At 36.4% G+C, this 18,702-nt stretch carries 15 protein-coding genes; 9 read left to right on the forward strand and 6 right to left on the reverse strand.

Annotated elements, in window-relative coordinates; all coding sequences use genetic code 11:
- The 6 genes from FNW21_RS08615 to FNW21_RS08640 all read right to left on the reverse strand — a co-directional run bounded on the left by FNW21_RS08615 (position 1) and on the right by FNW21_RS08640 (position 6,299).
- Positions 1-1,113 (reverse strand): peptidylprolyl isomerase, encoded by a 1,113-nt coding sequence (locus FNW21_RS08615; protein ID WP_144256333.1) that lies wholly within the window; start codon positions 1,111-1,113, stop codon positions 1-3.
- A gap of 13 nt (positions 1,114-1,126) precedes the next feature.
- Positions 1,127-1,765 carry a gliding motility-associated peptidyl-prolyl isomerase GldI gene (gldI, locus tag FNW21_RS08620; RefSeq protein WP_144256334.1) on the reverse strand — a complete coding sequence of 213 codons (639 nt, stop codon included), beginning with the start codon at positions 1,763-1,765 and terminating at the stop codon, positions 1,127-1,129.
- 5 nt (positions 1,766-1,770) lie between these two features.
- Entirely contained in the window at positions 1,771-2,775 is a 1,005-nt protein-coding gene (locus FNW21_RS08625; RefSeq protein WP_144256335.1) for a DHH family phosphoesterase, read from the reverse strand.
- Between the two features lie 92 nt (positions 2,776-2,867).
- Positions 2,868-4,343 (reverse strand): rhomboid family intramembrane serine protease, encoded by a 1,476-nt coding sequence (locus FNW21_RS08630; protein ID WP_144256336.1) that lies wholly within the window; start codon positions 4,341-4,343, stop codon positions 2,868-2,870.
- 83 nt (positions 4,344-4,426) lie between these two features.
- Positions 4,427-5,680 (reverse strand): voltage-gated chloride channel family protein, encoded by a 1,254-nt coding sequence (locus tag FNW21_RS08635; RefSeq protein ID WP_144256337.1) that lies wholly within the window; start codon positions 5,678-5,680, stop codon positions 4,427-4,429.
- A gap of 235 nt (positions 5,681-5,915) precedes the next feature.
- Positions 5,916-6,299, reverse strand: a complete 384-nt coding sequence (locus FNW21_RS08640; RefSeq protein ID WP_144256338.1) for a RidA family protein — start codon at positions 6,297-6,299, stop codon at positions 5,916-5,918.
- Positions 6,300-6,569: 270 nt separating this feature from the next.
- On the opposite strand from FNW21_RS08640, the gene FNW21_RS08645 reads away from it, so the two are divergent.
- The 9 genes from FNW21_RS08645 (at position 6,570) to nadB (ending at position 18,623) form a co-directional block, all read left to right on the forward strand.
- Entirely contained in the window at positions 6,570-7,265 is a 696-nt protein-coding gene (locus FNW21_RS08645; protein ID WP_144256339.1) for a hypothetical protein, read from the forward strand.
- A gap of 140 nt (positions 7,266-7,405) precedes the next feature.
- The gene (guaA, locus tag FNW21_RS08650; RefSeq protein WP_144256340.1) at positions 7,406-8,935 is read left to right on the forward strand and encodes a glutamine-hydrolyzing GMP synthase; all 1,530 of its coding nucleotides are present in this window, start codon (positions 7,406-7,408) and stop codon (positions 8,933-8,935) included.
- A 141-nt stretch (positions 8,936-9,076) separates the two neighbouring features.
- Positions 9,077-11,038 (forward strand): LysM peptidoglycan-binding domain-containing protein, encoded by a 1,962-nt coding sequence (locus tag FNW21_RS08655; RefSeq protein ID WP_144256341.1) that lies wholly within the window; start codon positions 9,077-9,079, stop codon positions 11,036-11,038.
- An 82-nt stretch (positions 11,039-11,120) separates the two neighbouring features.
- Positions 11,121-11,351: a DUF3820 family protein gene (locus FNW21_RS08660; protein ID WP_144256342.1), complete on the forward strand. Its 231-nt coding sequence runs from the start codon at positions 11,121-11,123 to the stop codon at positions 11,349-11,351.
- 175 nt (positions 11,352-11,526) lie between these two features.
- On the forward strand, positions 11,527-13,140 hold the full coding sequence (locus tag FNW21_RS08665; protein WP_144256343.1) for a CTP synthase: 1,614 nt from the start codon (positions 11,527-11,529) through the stop codon (positions 13,138-13,140).
- Positions 13,141-13,165: 25 nt separating this feature from the next.
- A complete protein-coding gene (yidC, locus tag FNW21_RS08670) occupies positions 13,166-15,070 on the forward strand; it encodes a membrane protein insertase YidC (RefSeq protein WP_144256344.1) in 1,905 nt (634 codons plus the stop codon).
- 89 nt (positions 15,071-15,159) lie between these two features.
- On the forward strand, positions 15,160-15,879 hold the full coding sequence (locus FNW21_RS08675) for a toxin-antitoxin system YwqK family antitoxin (RefSeq protein WP_144256345.1): 720 nt from the start codon (positions 15,160-15,162) through the stop codon (positions 15,877-15,879).
- A gap of 273 nt (positions 15,880-16,152) precedes the next feature.
- Positions 16,153-17,082 (forward strand): quinolinate synthase NadA, encoded by a 930-nt coding sequence (nadA, locus tag FNW21_RS08680; RefSeq protein WP_144256346.1) that lies wholly within the window; start codon positions 16,153-16,155, stop codon positions 17,080-17,082.
- The gene (nadB, locus tag FNW21_RS08685) at positions 17,082-18,623 is read left to right on the forward strand and encodes an L-aspartate oxidase (RefSeq protein WP_144256347.1); all 1,542 of its coding nucleotides are present in this window, start codon (positions 17,082-17,084) and stop codon (positions 18,621-18,623) included. Before nadA ends, nadB begins: the two co-directional genes overlap by 1 nt.
- The last annotated feature ends 79 nt before the right edge of the window (positions 18,624-18,702 follow it).

Consider the following 18,702-nt stretch of genomic DNA (forward strand, 5'->3'; position numbering starts at 1 on the left):
TTATTTAGGCATTTTTTCTAGTAACTCGATTTCGAAAATAATATTCGCATTGGGCGGAATAACACCACCAGCTCCAGCTTCGCCATAGGCTAGATGGGATGGAATAAAAAGGACGGCTTTATCGCCAAAACTCAATTGTTCAATACCTTCTATAAAGCCGGGAATCAAACCGTCTTTTTTACCAGCTTGAAACGGAATTGGTAAGTATTGTTTGGCTTCGGATCTAGCGGGATCAAATTTCCCAAACGTTTTGGCTACACTTTCGATACTGCTGTCAAACAAGGTTCCGTTTTCTAGAAAACCAGCATAATGAATGTAAACTGTTGCTCCATTTTTTGGTTTTTTGCCACCACTTTTTTGAGTAATTACATACTCTAATCCAGAACTTGTTTTGGTCGCTTTTACTTTTAACGCTTTTAATTCAACTACTTTTTGATCTTGAATAGCTTTAAATTTGGTGTTGTAAGCGGCTTCGGCAGCTATTTGTTTCTTTTGGTTTTCGGCTTCGACCGCAAAATAATCATGAAAAGTTTTTTCGGCATCAAATTTTTTGGCTGCTTCTCCATTTCGAATGATAGTCACTTTTGTCATGATATCATCTTGCTTGATTTGGTTTACAACTTGCATCCCTTTTTCGACAACATGACCAAAAATAGTGTGCTTTCCGTCTAACCAAGGCGTTTCAAGATGGGTGATAAAAAACTGACTGCTATTGGTCGCTATTCCGTTATTGGCCATTGCCAAAACTCCCCCTTTGTCAAATTTTAAATCCGAGAATTCATCCTTGAATTTATAACCCGTATCACCAGAGCCAGTTCCTAATGGATCTCCAGTTTGAATCATAAAATCGGCAATGACTCTATGAAATTTTAGCCCATCATAAAAAGGTCTGTTTTTAAGGTTTTCGTTGGTAATAAATTCATTTTTGCCCTCGGCCAAAGTAATAAAATTGGCTACAGTAATAGGTGCTTTTTGATACTCTAATTGTACAATAATGTTGCCTTTGTTGGTTTCTATTTTGGCATACAAGCCATCAGGAAGATTGTTAGAATCTTCTTTACAAGCGAAAAAGGTAGCGCATAATAGCAGTACGAATAGGATGCTTTTTTTCATTTTTAAATTTAAGTTATTGTGTTATCGAATCGGTTGGATTGGTGGTGGTTGGTTGTTTTTTGAGTGCTGTGGTGACTTGTAATTCAGTTTGTTTTTTGAATTGTTTTTCATCCATAAAATCCCGAAGTGTTACCACGCAAAGCAAGGGTTGGTTGGTACCAATTTTTTTGGAGTCGCCGTGGTAGCCATACGCGATGTGTGATGGGAATAGGAAAGTAACTTTTTCTTTTTTTCGCATCAATTTTATTCCGTCTCGCAAGCCCATCATAATGTCTTGTTTGTCTACATAATAGGTTTGTGGGCTCAATTCTGTTTGCGAATAAATGAGGTGACCTTTTAAATCTTTTACTTCATAGTCAAAAAGGGCTACATCGCCTTTTTTTGGCGTAAGCGAATCCAATGTGTTTCGAGTGGCATAGGAATACCAATATCCTTTGGTCGATGCCAAAAATTTTGTTTTGGGATTGTGTTTAATGATGGCTTGAATTTGCTCTTCCTCGCCTGCGATGAGTTTTTTGTTGCGCACAATAGACTTTTTCATAAAGCTCCCCGAGGAATGCGATAGCGGTTTTCGTGCTTCTTGTTGCTGTTTGCAACTGCTAGCAAGAAATAGTGCCATCGTTGCAATACCTAATAATTGGCTGTATTTCATTCGTTTTATAGTTTAAGTTTTGGAACTAAATTTTCAAATTTTGCAACAGTTTCTTCCATTGATAGTTCTGATTTTCCTCCAGCTGCATTGATGTGTCCACCGCCGTCAAAATGATTTCGAGCAAATTCGTTTACATCAAATGTTCCTTGGGAACGGAAGGAAATTTTGATGATTTTTTCGGCTTGATTTTCGATAAAAATGGCCGAAAAATGAATTCCTTTTATACTCAAACCATAATTTACAATGCCTTCGGTGTCTCCTTTTACAAAATTAAAATGGTCTAATTCGGCTTGTGTCAAAGTCAGGTACGCAGTTTTATATTCAGGAAATAATTGCATATTTTGCAATGCTCGACCTAATAGTTGCAAACGACTATAGGAATTATTGTCAAAGAGCAAAGTTGGAATTACCGTGTTTTCTACTCCTAAATCAATCAATTCTGCCACAATTCGATGGGTATTTCCTGTTGTTTTAGGAAATCGGAACGAACCCGAATCAGTAAGAATTCCAGTATAGATGCAAGTTGCAATGGTTTTGTCGATGTCTTTTTTTCCATCCAAAAACAAAATCAAATTGTAAATCATTTCACAAGTAGAACCAAATGCCGTGTCAGAGTAGGTTATAAGGGCATAATCATCTGGTTTTTGATGGTGATCCACCATTACAAATGGCGCTGTAAGCTGATTTAAAACGAGTTCCATTTCGCCTACACGGTGCAAAGCATTAAAATCTAATGTGAATATAAGTGCTGCTTCTTCTAGAATTTTGGTGCAGTTTTCTTTGTCTTTTTCAAATATTTTAACGGTTTCAGAACCAGGAAGCCACGCCAAAAAATCAGGAAAATCATTGGGAGCAATAACAGTTGGCTCGTGGTTATTTTTTAATAAAAAATGGTACAATGCTAGTGTGGAACCCATCGCATCGCCATCAGGGCCGCGATGTGGTAGTATGGCAATTTTTTTTGGTGTAGCTAGCAACACGGCTAATACTTGAATGTCTTGTATTTTCATAGTTTGCGAAATTACATTTTTTTACTGTAATGTTGAAATCATTAACAGGAATTTCACGGTTTATAAAAAGGACTTGTTTTCAAGTGGTTTCGTTATTTTTTGGGAGTTTTTTTTATCACAATCACAATAGCGTTTATTTTTTGCTCAATTTCGTCCATTTCAGGAATGTATTCGCTGGAATTTTCATTCAAACGCTTGTAGGCTAGCTCGTAATATTTTTTTCGTAGTTTACAGTATTCCAATAGATTTTCATTTTGGGTGTGAATTTCTTCTGGCAGATAGAGTTTGTCTAGGGTGGTTATCAAGGCAATGTTTTCGTCCCAATAGTAAATACCACGGTCTTTTAGATTAGACAAAATGGTAGCTTTGTCTCCGCCCAAATACAAGTCGAAGGATTCCAAAGCCATTTTTTCCATGTCGACAAAGTCTTGCATTTTTGTTTGGTATTCCACTATTTGATAGATATAAATTTTGCTTTTTTTGCAAAGCGAATACAAAGTAAAACTGGTACAAAGGGTTACCAAGGTTACGATTAGGATTCCGATAGTTCTTTTTTTGGATAGCAAAACAAGAATAATTCCAAACAAAAGTCCTGAAACTAAGCCGCCCACATGTGCCGCCCCATCAACGCCTTCCTTAAAACTGCCAGCGATATTGAGTAGAATAAACGAGCCAATGGTTATCAAAAGTGGGATTTTGGTTGTTTTGTCAATTTTATTGCAGGCAGTAGCAACCAATACAATACCAAACATCCCAAAAATAGCTCCCGAAGCACCCGCACTGACCATATTGGTGTTCCAATACAAACTGGTGAAGCTCGCTAGAATCCCGCAAAAAAGATAAGTCAGCAAAAAATCTCTTTTTTTGAGATACGATTCTAATAGCAAACCCACATAGGCTAGGGCGTAACAATTCATAACCAAATGCAGGATTCCGTAATGAAGAAAGCAAGCCGAGAGCAATCTCCACCAGCCACCATCGGTTGTCGATGGGCCGTAATTTCCGCCCCAATCAATAATATCTTGTATCTCGGGAGTGAAAAAGGAAACTCCAGAAACACACATTACTATAAAAATTAAAATGTTACTATTAATAAGTATTGGCGTGATAAAATATCCTTTGGTAGGTATAAAAGGGGATAAAAAGGAATAAAAGCGCGTTACTTTTTTTTCGGTTGTGAGGTCTTGTCGAATTCCTGTCTGGGCACTATTTATTCCGTTGATTACGCTATTTTCATCCAATTCTAAAAGGGGATTGTCTTTTATAACTTCATAAAATAGATCCAAAAAAGCTTCGATATTTTTTTGATTTCGACCATTATCATACAACTGATTTCCATTACTATAGCTTGTTATTAATGGGTTTTCTTCATTTGTTGTGATGCAAATAGTTTCAGTCCAAGTGTTCAAAAGATTTGCGGTTTCAATGATTATTTCGTCCTCATTGATGGAAATGAAATCCCATTTTAGTTTTTGAACTGTGGCAATAGCCCAATAGCTAAATTGCGGTTTGGATAAATTATTTAACGGAATGTATTGCGAAGCAGTAGCGGGAAATCCAAATGCCATAGGGGTAAAATTAAATGTTTTACTCAATTAAGAACAATACTACAAAAAAATAATGAATTATGACTAGAAAAAAGAATTTCTGTTTACAACAATTGCAGGTTTGTTTTTATTTTTTGGTACAAAAAGGATTTTGGACCTTTTACAATTTGAGAGGTATAAATACCACTATTTCCGGAACAAAAATAGGCGACTCCACAAGCAATACCAATGAAGACTCCACTCTCTAACCCAAAAAGTTCCATTCCCATTACGGTACAGGCAATAGGAGTATGTGTGGCTCCAGAGAAAACGGCTACAAATCCCAATCCTGCTAACAAGGCAATTGGCAACGGAATCACAGTCGATAAGGCGCTACCTAATGTGGCACCCACAAAAAAAAGTGGTGTAACTTCTCCACCTTTAAAACCAGCACCAAGTGTAAAACTGGTAAAAAGTATTTTAAACGCAAAATCATAATACCCACTGCTTTGCGAAAACGACGCCACAATAGTGGGAATCCCTAATCCTATGTATTGGTTTGTTCCCATAAAATAAATAGCAATAGCCAAAACGCAACCGCCAATAAAAGGTCGTAACGGCGGATATGGAATGCTTTTGGCAAATAGGTTACCCCAAAAATGGGTGCTTCTCGAAAATAATAAAGCCGCTAATCCAAACAAAATACCGACAAAAACTACCCAAAGAACGATTGTAAAATTCATTTTGGGCACCACAGGAATGGCATAATGAGTGTGTGTTACGTGCCAAAACGCCACCGTAAAATAAGCAATATAAGCTACTAAAAACGATAGAAAAATACTTTTTAAATTGATTTTGCTGAAGGCTATTATTTCCAATGCGAATATAGCTCCCGCTAAAGGTGTCCCAAATACCGATGCAAATCCCGCACTAATTCCTAAAAGGATAAGTATTCTTCGATCGCTATTTTCTAACTCAAAAAACCGGTTGCATTGGTCGGAAATCGCACCTCCCATTTGCACTGCGGTGCCTTCGCGACCCGCGGATCCTCCCAAAAGATGTGTGATTAAAGTGCTGATAAGTATAAATGGAGCCATCTTAAACGGAATCCTTTCTTGCGGATTTTGGTACGCTTCCAGCAATAAATTATTTCCTTTTACAACTGTTGTTCCGTAATAATGGTACAACAATCCTATAGAAAGTCCGCCCAAAGGCAAAAACCAAATAAGCGTACTATGATTCTCTCGATAGTGCGTAACCCATTCTAAAGCCACCAAAAAAAATGCCGACGCTGAACCAGAAAAAATGCCTACGCCTACACAAATGAAAATCCATTGGAGTAGGGTAAGCATTATTTTTTTTATTTTTTCTAAATTCATTAGCGTAGTAATAGAAATTGTATTTTTTGCTAAAGTACTACAATCTTTTTAGTTTAGAATTGTTCGTATTTGGTTTGAAATTAACATGACAAATCTTACTTGTATTAATTTTAAAAATGGTACAAATAGAACACGGATTTAAACCGATTCTTGCATATAATTCAGCGAAAATATGTGTCATCCGTGTACCATATTGAATTGTTAGCCCGTTTAGCATACAGTCAAGTAAAAGGTATTAAGCCACAATAGCAGTAAATTCGATTTCTACTAAATATTCTGGAGCTACCAATTGGTTGATTCCGTAAAAACCAGTGGTAGGTTTAACGTCCTTAAAAAACTGTGCGTGAGCGGTTGCTACAGCTTCAAAAGTGCTCACATCTGTCGTAAAAATTCGGGTGCGAATCACGTCTTTCATTCCAGCATTAAGCTCTTCAAGCACTTTTTCTACTCGCTCTAGAATATTCAAAGTTTGTGCATACGCATCGTCAGCTTTTACTTTTTCGCCGTCAATTAGGGCTACAGTTCCTGAAACTTCAATGGTGTTTCCTATGCGTACGGCACGACAATACCCCATTTTATCTTCCCAAGGAGAACCAGTTAAGATGTTTTTTCTATTCATTTTGTTTTTTTTAAAGAAAGAATCTGGATTGTACAAGATTCTTTTCATGTTGCTATTTGGTGTCGCAATTTATAAAAAAAGGAATAATAAAAAAACAGGGTTTTGGAATTAAAAAGTTTAATTTGTAAAAGCAGTATTTGGGTTTTTAAAAAGCAGATTTTGGCATGAAAAATGTTAAGAATTTTGTAATAGGTAAGTTGCAAAAATATAAAAACCCTAGTTTTGTGGCAGTAGCAGCCTGATTTGTATTCAAAATAATAAATAAGCGGTATGAAATATATTTTGGTGTTAATTTTACTAGTTGTTTTTGCCTTCAAAGGGCAGGCGCAAAGCGAGTTTAGTTCGAAATTCAAACCTATTGCGCCTACAAAATTTCCAACTAAACCCAAGAAAACGATTCCTCCCCCAGCGGATTTGCCCAAAATAGTGACTCCTAATGTATTTAAAAGTCCTGATGCCAAAACGCCAAGTTCTTCTTTTAGCATTGGCGAACCCACCCCAATAAGTATGATTCCTAAACCCAACGAATTTATGAATCCTGGGGATGTGTATAAAGACAAAATGGAAAAAGAATTGAATAAAACGTTAGTTGATAATGGTTTGAAAGAGGATTCTAGACTTTTGGTAAAAATTGATGTCAATTTTGGGGAATTTAGAACGAAGTCACAATTTTTGGTGATAAAATACCGCGACTTTGGCGAAATTGATGGCGATTTAGTAAAAGCAACTTTAAATCAAAGGGTGGAGCAAGAGCGATTGTCGATGCAAGCTAATTATAAAGATTTCAAGATTTTTCTGGTCAACGGAATCAATACATTTGAGTTAGAAGCACTCAATCGGGGCACGCTTGGTGGAAATACAGCCGAATTTCAAATTTATGATGATCAAGGCATATTGGTAAAATCGGATTATTGGAATAATTGGGATACTGGCGTAAAAGGAAAATTTGTAATTATAAAAGAGTGAAATTAAAAAATGCAACGCCTATTTCGCTAATTGAAAACAGAAACATGAATTTAAAATTAGCGAATTAGTAGTAATTTGTTTTCTGAAATTGAAGTATAAATTAATTTTTCAATTCCGAATATAAAAAGTAATTTTGCACCATGCAACACAACGTACTTATTTTAGATTTCGGATCGCAATACACACAGCTTATTGCTCGAAGAGTTCGCGAATTAAATATTTTCTGCGAAATTTTTCCTTACAATCATTTTCCGAGTGATTTATCGTCATACAAAGCCGTAATTTTGGGAGGTAGCCCTTTCTCTGTTCGTGGAGAAGACGCTCCACACCCTGATTTATCTCAAATTCGAGGCAAATTGCCAATGCTTGCCGTATGTTACGGAGCGCAATATTTAGCCCATTTTAGTGGTGGCGAAGTAGCGGCATCCAATACCAGAGAATATGGTAGAGCCAATTTGTCCTATATAAAGGAAGACGAAATTTTCTTTGAAGGTGTTTCCGAAAATAGTCAAGTCTGGATGAGCCACAGCGATAGTATTAAAGCCTTGCCAACTAACGGAATCAAACTCGCCAGTACCCATGATGTGGAATTTGCGGCTTACAAAATAGCAGGCGAAACAACCTACGCCATTCAATACCATCCCGAGGTTTTTCACTCTACCGATGGGTCAAAAATGTTGGAGAATTTCTTGGTAAAAATTGCCTATGTGCCTCAAAATTTTACTCCCAACGCTTTCGTTGAAGAAATGGTGGCAGAATTGAAAGAAAAATTGCAAGATGACAAAGTAGTTCTTGGTCTTTCAGGAGGTGTGGATTCTACAGTAGCAGCGGTTTTATTGCACCAAGCCATTGGCAAAAACCTGTATTGTATTTTTGTAAATAATGGTTTGCTTCGTAAAAACGAATTCCAGTCGGTTTTAGACCAATACAAAGGCATGGGTTTGAATGTAAAAGGAGTAGATGCAGGCGATCGATTCTTGACGGAATTAGCAGGAATTAGTGATCCAGAAACCAAACGAAAAATAATTGGACGGGTATTTATAGAGGTTTTTGATGATGAATCAAAAATTATAGAAGACGTAAAATGGTTGGCACAAGGCACCATTTATCCAGATGTAATTGAGTCGGTATCGGTAAAAGGACCATCGGCAACTATCAAATCGCACCATAATGTAGGCGGTTTGCCGGATTATATGAAACTTAAAATTGTAGAACCTTTGCGCATGCTTTTTAAAGACGAAGTGCGTAGAGTGGGAGCAACGCTAGGAATTGATCCCGAATTATTGGGTAGACATCCTTTTCCTGGGCCTGGACTTTCTATTAGAATATTGGGTGATATTACGCCTGAAAAAGTACAGATTTTGCAAGATGTAGACAAAGTTTTTATCGACGGACTCAAGTCTTGGGGCTTGTATGACAAAGTATGGCAAGCCGGAGCCATTTTGCTTCCCGTAAACAGCGTAGGCGTAATGGGCGATGAGCGCACCTACGAAAAAGTGGTGGCACTTCGAGCGGTGGAATCTACGGATGGTATGACTGCTGACTGGGTACATTTGCCTTATGATTTCTTGATGAAAGTATCTAACGATATTATCAATAAAGTTAAAGGGGTGAATCGAGTAGTTTATGACATTAGTTCTAAACCACCAGCAACAATTGAATGGGAATAAGGGTTAACGTTGGACTTTTTTGAGTTTTTAAAGAGTCGCTATCAACCAAAATTATATAAAAACGGTATCAGATTTTGGAACAAAATTTGATACCGTTTTTTGTATCTTTGAAAAACTAATTTTTTTTACACACTCAAAAGCATGAAATATTTTATAACAGTTTTTTTGGCTAGTTTAGTTTTTACTTTAAGTAGTTTTATGCAAGTTAAAAGCATTACACATAAAGTTGCAAAAGGCGAAACAATAAATCAAATTGCACAACAATATAAAGTAACTCCCTATTCTATTTATCAACTAAATCCTGATGCGCAAAGCGGTTTGAAACCCAATAGTATCTTATTGATTCCAACTATTTCTGGCGAAAAAAAAGTGGTAATTCCAGCTGTTACTAAAACAAATTCTAAAATAAAAACACACGAAGTAGCTCCAAAAGAGACTCTTTTTGCCATCGAAAAACAATACAACGTCTCGGATGAAGAGTTGAAAAAAGCCAATACTTTTCTTGAAAAAAGTGGTTTGCAAATTGGGCAGGTTTTGGTCATTCCATCAGCTGTTGTTTCGAAAACCACTACGGCTAAACCTGTTGCAAAGACGGAAACGCCAATCTATCATGAGGTCTTGCCCAAAGAAACCAAGTACTCTATTGCCAAACAATACAATATGACCATTGCAGAATTAGAGCAAAAAAACCCCGAAATTGTTCCCAATTTACCCATTGGTTACCCACTTTTAATTAAAGGAACCGCTCCAAAAAAGATTAAAGTTGTGGAAGTGGAGCCCAAAAAAGAGCTTGTAGTACAAACAACACACGATACCTACAAACCTCATACGGATTATGTGAATTATGAGGTAAAACCCAAAGAAACGCTATATAGCTTGTCTAAAATGACAGGATTGAGTGCCGAGGAATTATTGGTTTTGAATCCCAGTTTGGTAAACGGCGTACAAGACGGAATGGTTTTGAAAGTGCCCGTAACTGGTGCTGTGGTGTCTCAAGAAACCAAAAAAGTAACAACAATATTGGCTCCCAAAAGCACTTCCGACAGGAAAAAATTAGTCTTATTATTGCCTTTTAATATTTCTAAAATCGAAGGCGATACGATTAATACCACTGTGGATCGCCTTAAAAAAGATAAGTTTTTGAACATGACTTTGGATTTTTATTCAGGCGCTTTGATGGCTATTGATTCGGCTAAACAAATAGGACTTGCCGTTGATGTCAGTATTTTTGACTCCCAAGAAACAAAGAACAATTCGAATTGTGCGAACTTGATTCAGCTAAATAATCTGGCAACTGCCAATGCTATTATTGGGCCTTTTTACCAAAGCAATGTCGAGAAAACTGCTAGTTTATTGGCACAAAGTGGAGTTGCCGTTATTTCGCCTTTGTCTAAAGACATCGGAAATTCATATCCTAACTTGTACCAATCTATTACCACGGCGGCAACCATAAAAAATGCCATGTTCGATTATATGAAATCAAAAAACGGGAATATTATTGCCGTTGTTGACAAGAAAAAAGAGTCTTCAAGATTGTATTTGCAGCAAAACCAAAAAGAGGTGCAGTTAGCCCCTTTGACTGAAACAGGTGGTTTAAACGCCGAAGGACTGAAACAATTGTTCGTTAAAAACCAAATGAATTATGTGATTTTAGAAACAGGAAATACGGGAACAATAAAGGCAACTATGGCTACTATGCTCGCTGCGATGGGGTTGTACAAAGTGCAGTTGGTCATTTTGGAACCTAATGAAACATTGGACACAGACGAAATTAGTTTTCCAAATTTGGTCAAACTTAAACTAATGTATCCCACAATGACTCGTGAAAACAGTTCGGTTGAAGCCCAGATTTTTGAAAAAGAATATAAAAAGAAAAATAAAGTACTACCTAGTACCTTTGCAAATCGTGGTTTTGATGTGACATTTGATACGCTGATGCGTTTGTCACAAGATCAAACATTTCAAGAAACTGTAGATACTACGGCTACGGAACAAATCAATAATAAATTTGAGTATTACAAAAAAGAAGACGGTGGGTATACCAACAAAGGTGTTTATATCGTGTACTACGACACGGATTTGAAAGTGCATGAAGCGGAGTAAGTATAGTTTTTTCAAGAATAAATAGAATCTAAAAAGGTAGTTTTCCAAAAATACCTAACACTTAACCCACAACTCCCAACCCTTGGATCAAAACCAAAAACAACTCATAAAACTGGCGCATACCAAAATGCCTTTCGGGAAATACGAAGGCTGGTTTTTGATTGATATTCCAGAGTATTATATCGTTTGGTACAGCAATAAAGGCTTTCCAAAGGGGGAACTTGGCGATCAATTGCAACTCATATACGAATTAAAACTCAACGGACTCGAAGAGTTAATTCGAAATATCAAGAAACAATATCCAAAGCCTTAAAAAAGTAGTAGTTCATTAAAAATTTGAATTTTTTTGCCAAACTTCTTTGCAAAAAAGGCAATAATATAATTCGGTTACAATTCTAAAAATCTAATCAGATAAGAAGTTTAAAAATCCAATTAAATTTGTATTTTTGCCACGTTTTTTACACAACTACATTACAAACAACAACAGCATGAATCAAACGAAATATATTTTTGTTACAGGCGGTGTGACTTCTTCTTTAGGAAAAGGAATTATTGCGGCATCTTTGGCGAAATTATTACAAGCACGTGGATACCGAACAACAATTCAAAAATTTGACCCCTATATCAATGTAGATCCAGGGACTTTGAACCCTTATGAGCACGGAGAATGCTATGTGACTGATGATGGTGCCGAAACAGATTTAGATTTAGGACACTACGAGCGTTTTTTGAATGTTCCTACCTCACAAGCCAATAATGTAACCACAGGAAGAATTTATCTTTCGGTTATTGAGAAAGAACGAAGAGGCGAATTCCTTGGGAAAACGGTTCAAGTTGTACCACATATTACCAATGAAATTAAGGATAGAATGCAATTGCTTGGCAAATCAGGCGATTATGATATTGTCATTACCGAGATTGGTGGGACAGTGGGAGATATTGAATCCTTACCTTATATTGAGTCCGTTAGGCAATTAGTTTGGGAATTAGGCGAGCATAATGGCTTGGTTATTCACCTTACTTTAGTTCCCTTTTTGGCGGCAGCTGGAGAATTAAAAACCAAACCAACACAACATTCGGTTAAGACTTTGATGGAAAGTGGTATCAAAGCCGATATTTTGGTGTGTCGAACAGAGCACGAAATATCTGACGAAATACGTAACAAATTAGCCTTATTTTGTAATGTAAAACGAGAAGCCGTTATCCAATCTATCGACGCTTCGACTATTTATGAGGTGCCTAATTTAATGCTAGAGGAAGGACTTGACGTAGTTGCATTAAAAAAATTGGATTTACCTAAAAAAGCTGCTCCCGATCTTAAAAATTGGAATACTTTTTTGAAGCGTTTAAAAAATCCAAAACACACCATAAACATTGGTTTGATTGGCAAATATGTAGAAATGCAGGATTGTTACAAATCTATTCTAGAAGCATTTATACATGCAGGAGCTTCCAATGAAACCAAAGTAAACGTGATCTCTATTCATTCTGAATTTATTGACGCAACGAATATTAAAGAGAAATTGAAAGACCTTGACGGGATTCTAGTGGCACCAGGTTTTGGCGAAAGAGGAATCGAAGGCAAAATCGAAGCCGTGCGCTATGCCCGAGAAAATAAGGTTCCGTTTTTTGGAATTTGTTTGGGAATGCAAATGGCTATTATCGAATATTCTAGAAACATAGTAGGATTGACCGATGCCAATTCAACGGAAATGAACGACGAAACGCCACATCCAGTTGTCAATTTGATGGAAAGCCAAAAAACAATTACTGATAAAGGCGGTACCATGCGTTTAGGAGCTTGGAAATGTGATTTGAAAACCGATTCGTTAGCGCATAAAATATACGGAAAAGACACTATTTCAGAGCGTCACCGTCACCGTTATGAATACAACAGCGAGTATGTTGATCAATTGCAAAATGCGGGATTAATAGCCTCTGGAGTGAATCCTGATACAGGTTTGGTAGAAATTATTGAGCTCGAAAACCATCCATTTTTTATAGGTGTACAATACCATCCGGAGTATAAAAGTACTGTGGCGAACCCACATCCTGTTTTTGTACACTTTATTGCAGCTGCTGTAAAAGCAAAGAAAAAATAAAAATTAAACCTTTTTTAAATATATAATGGAAGAAAAAAAGTTAGACCTTAATTCGATTATTGGTTTTGTATTGATTTTTGGTATTTTGATATGGATTATGTATCAAAACAAACCTTCGGCGGCAACCTTGGCAGCAGATAAAGCCAAAAAAGAACTTTCGATTAAAGCGGCCAAAGCCAAAGAATTGAATACCAAATCACTTGCAGCTGCATCGCTTGCGGTGGCTACAACTGGCGATTCGACACAATTGGCACAATTGCAAAAATCACTAGGTAATTTTGCTTATTCAGCGACGCTTCCTACTGCTAAAGAAGGTTTTACAATCATCGAAAATGAAGTTGTAAAACTAAAAATCGCCAATAAAGGCGGTTATATTGTTGAAGCAACCCTTAAAAAATTCGAAAAATTCAAGAAAGGTTCTGGCGAATTGGTAGAATTAATCAAAAACAATAATGCCGATTTAAATTTGCAATTGCAAACCAGCGATAACCACAATTTAAATACCAAAGAATTGTTTTTTGAACCTACTTTGACCAAAGTTGGAGCGGATCAAATCCTGTCTATGAAGTTAAAGGCTGGTGCAAACGAGTTTCTTGAGTACAAATACATTTTGAAACCAAACGAGTATATGGTTGGTTTTGATATTCGTTCGCAAGGGTTAAACAAAGTATTGAATACTGCAAAACCATTGGATTTACAATGGAATTTGAAAACCTATAGAAATGAAAAAAGCGTTTCCTACGAAAATCAATTTTCGGAATTGTATTATGAGCATGAAGACGGAAAAATCAGCTATGTAGGTCAAGGAAAGGACAAAGAAGAAACGCCTGAAAAAGTAAGTTATGTTGCTTTTAAACAACACTTTTTTACGTCTATATTGTTGACAAACACGCCGTTTACTACCTCAAAATTGCAATCTAATAATTTAGTTTTAGATGCAAAAGTGGATACCATTTTCACCAAACAACTCAAAGCGACTCTGCCTTTGGCGTATGCTAATGGAGAGATTGATTATAAAATGAGTTGGTATTTTGGACCATCGGATTACAAAGTTTTAGAAAAATACAATAAAAATCTTGAAAAAATTATTCCATTAGGTTGGGGGATTTTTGGGTGGATTAACAAGTTTGTATTCATTCCTTTATTTGGATTTTTGAGTTCGTATATCGCCTACGGAATTGCCATTATTGTTTTTACGGTTATCGTAAAAATTGCCATGTCGCCTATCACCTACAAATCATTTTTGTCACAAGCCAAGATGAAAGTCTTGCGTCCTGAACTCACGGAACTTGGAGAGAAGTATAGTAAAGATGCTATGAAAAAGCAACAAGAAACCATGAAATTGTACAACAAAGCAGGTGTAAATCCTATGGCGGGTTGTATTCCAGCATTGATTCAAATGCCTTTTATGATGGCTTCGTTCAAATTTTTTCCATCGGCTTTTGAGTTGCGACAAAAAAGCTTTCTTTGGGCGGACGATTTGTCCTCATTTGATGAGGTTGTCAAATTACCATTTCACATTCCGTTGTATGGCGATCATATTAGTTTGTTTCCAATTTTGGCGGCAATAGCTATTTTCTTTTACATGAAAATGACTTCTGGAGACCAGCAAATGGCTGCACCGCAACAAGAAGGAATGCCTGATATGGCCAAAATGATGAAATACATGATTTATATTTCGCCATTAATGATGTTGATTTTCTTCAATAGTTACGGCGCTGGATTGAGTTTGTACAACTTTATTTCTAATTTAATTACCATTGGAATTATGTTCGTTATCAAAAATTACATTGTTGATAGCGATAAAATACATGCTCAAATTCAACAAAACAAATTGAAAGAGCCCAAAAAACAAGGTAAGTTTCAGCAAAAATTACAAGAAGTAATGGAACAAGCCGAAGCACAAAAAGCATTAGACAAAAAGAAATAATAAAAAGCAAAAAATCTCGGAGTAATTCGGGATTTTTTGTTTTGGATACTTAAAAGAACTACTTTTCGTTATCCTATAAAATCATGATTATGAACCCATTTTATAAACAAGCAATAGCGTTTTTAATTCTTTGTAATGTATTTTTGATACAAGCACAAACGAGTACGCCTACCTACAATAAAGTTGATAGTAAAGGCAATAAAGATGGTGTTTGGAAAGGAATTTACGAGGAATCCAAACGACCACGCTATGAAGGGACTTTCAATCATGGCAAAGAAACGGGTGTTTTTAAGTTTTTTGATGATACCAAAGCAGGAACTGTAATTGCAACTCGGGAGTTTGTTCCCAAAGACAACTCGGCGTATACTATTTTTTATGACCAAAATAAAAATAAAGTAAGCGAGGGAAAAGTAATCAATAAAGTTTTTGAAGGACAATGGAAGTATTACCATCAGGCCTCAACCGTAATTATGGCGACCGAGTTTTATAAAAATGGAAAACTGCAAGGACTTCGAAGTGTTTATTTTCCTAGCGGTAAAATTGCCGAAGAAATCAACTATAAAGACAACTTAAAGGAGGGTTCCTATAAAAAATATTCCGAAAAAGGAATTGTTTTAGAAGAATCGCAATTTAAAAAAGACCAGTATAACGGCCCATCAATTTTTAGAGATGTTGATGGAACAATTGTTTCGAAGGGACAATTTGTTAACGGAAAAAAAGAAGGCGTTTGGCAGTTTTTCGAAAAAGGGAAATTAGTAAAAACCCAAAACATGAGTTTCCCTGAAATTAGTACTAAAACCAAAAGTTAGTTTTTTTCAGAACAATAGCAATGTTTCCTTTTTAGTCTTCTTACCATTGAAGTCCTATTTAGAGAAAACGAGTACCTATTTTTATCTTGAATTGGTGTGGATTTGTTAAATTCAAATAAAAATCGTCATTTAGCTGAATTTTCACTAGAAATGTACCCCAACTAAATTTAGATATTTCCGCTAAATGAAGTAATTTTGAGATTCTAAATCATTTTATAATGAAACGGTATTTGTGTTCATGAAAAGTGACAGATCACAATTTAAAACAAGCGAATGAACAGTTTAAAAGAACGTATTTTAAAATTAAAAAAGGAGAAAAACGCGGTAATTTTGGCGCATTACTACCAAGAATCGGATATTCAGGATATTGCTGATTATGTGGGTGACAGTTTGGGATTGTCGCAAGAAGCAATGAAAGTAGATGCTGCTATTATCCTTTTTGCAGGCGTACATTTTATGGCTGAAACCGCCAAGATATTAAATCCAACCAAGAAAGTCATTCTTCCTGATTTGAAAGCGGGTTGCTCATTAGCCGAGTCGTGTCCTCCTGATTTATTTCAAAAGTTCAAAGAACAACATCCAGATCATATTGTAATCACTTACGTGAATTGTTCCGCCGAAATTAAAGCGTTGAGCGATATTGTATGCACCTCGTCGAATGCGTTGAAAATTGTGGAATCTATTCCTAAAGAAACACCTATAATTTTTGCACCAGATAAGAATTTAGGCAAATACATCATGAGTAAAACGGGACGCGACATGCTGCTTTGGGATGGTTCTTGTGTGGTTCATGAAGCTTTTTCGTTAGATAAATTGATAGCTGTACACAAGTTACATCCTGATGCGACTATTATTGCGCATCCCGAATCAGAAACGCATATTTTGCAAACAGCCACTTACATTGGTTCTACTGCAGGCATGATTGATTATGTAAAAACCAATGACAATACTAAATTTATCGTAGCTACCGAAGCAGGAATTCTACATAAAATGCAACAAGAAGTGCCTCACAAAACATTAATTCCAGCACCAGCCAAGGAGGATAATACTTGTGCCTGTAGCGAATGTGGCTATATGAAAATGAATACGTTACAAAAAGTGTACGATTGTTTGCTCAACGAAACGCCAACCATTGATGTACCAGAAAATATACGAGTAAAAGCGTTGCTTCCTATTGAACGAATGCTTGAATTATCTAAATAATGATCGAAACAAACTACTTAATCATTGGTTCAGGTGTTGCTGGATTGACCTTTGCCATTAAAATTGCAAACCAATTTCCTGACCGAAAAATAACGATAATAACCAAATCCTACGAGGACGAATCCAATACTAAATACGCACAAGGAGGAATCGCTATTGTGACCGATAAAACCCAAGATTCCTATAAAAAACATATTGACGATACCTTAATTTGTGGCGATGGTTTGTGCGATTTAGGAGTTGTTGAAATGGTAGTCACCGAGGGGCCACAACGATTAAAGGAGTTGATGGATTGGGGGGCAAAATTTGATAAAAACTCTAATGGCACACTAGATTTAGGTAAAGAAGGCGGACATTCCAAAAACAGAGTCGTTCATCATAAAGATCAAACAGGTTATGAAATAGAGCGCGCTATTCTGGGGCAAGTGCACCAAAAAAAGAATATCAACGTCCTAGATCATCATTTTGCATTGGATTTGATCACCCAAAATAATGCGTGTTTTGGTGCCTATGCTTTAGACGAAAAAACCAAAGAAATTATCACATTTAAATCTAATTTAACTGTTTTGGCTACGGGCGGCATTGGACATCTTTACGGACATACGACCAATCCAATAATAGCTACAGGAGACGGAATTGCAATGGCTTTTCGTGCCAATGCGCAAATTGCCGATATGGAATTTATTCAATTTCATCCCACGGCTTTATACGATGCTTCTTTGGGTTCAAAATTTTTGATTTCCGAGGCAGTTCGGGGTTTTGGTGCTTATTTGCGTACCAAAAATGGCAACCGTTTTATGCTTGATTATGATGAAAGAGGCGAACTAGCGTCTAGAGATATTGTTTCGCAAAGCATTGATTTAGAACTTAAAAAAGGAGAGAATGAATGCGTATATCTAGACTGCACCCATTTAGATCGGGACGCTTTTATAAAGCACTTCCCCATGATTTATGAGCGTTGTAAAACTCTTGGAATTGCAATCGAAAATGACTGGATACCCGTAATTCCTGCGCAACACTATCTTTGTGGCGGTATTACTGTGGATACCAACGGAAAAACATCGGTGGAGAATTTATTTGCTTGTGGCGAATGCTCCCGAACAGGATTGCACGGTGCGAACCGTCTAGCGTCCAATTCCTTGCTAGAAGCCTTGGTTTATTCGGATAAAATTTATAGGTATTTAGCTGATTTTACAGTGGTAACCCGCCCTTTCGATGGCGAAATTCTGGATTGGAAAACGAATGAAAATCCAGAAATGAATCCAGAATATCTTGCGAATATGAAATCAGAATTGCAACTTTTGATGCGCAAAAACATTGGAATTGTCCGCAATGATTTGGATTTGTATCAAGCCAAAAAGGTTCTCCTTTTAAAGCAAAAAGAATTTGAAAGCGTTGCAAAAAAAAGCCAAATTAGTACGGCTGTTTTTGAACTGTATAATATGTTTACAATAGGGCAGTTAATTGTGCAACATTCTATAGAACGTAATGATAATCGAGGTGGTTTTATGAAAATGGTAACCGTTGAAAAAAGGATTTAAAGCTGTTTTTTCTATCTTAAATATTCGTTTTTTTTAATGGACAGGATAGTCAACGCTTTGTTTTTTGTGATTTTGTATT

Source organism: Flavobacterium restrictum (assembly GCF_007097245.1).
In the GTDB taxonomy this organism is placed as follows: domain Bacteria; phylum Bacteroidota; class Bacteroidia; order Flavobacteriales; family Flavobacteriaceae; genus Flavobacterium; species Flavobacterium restrictum.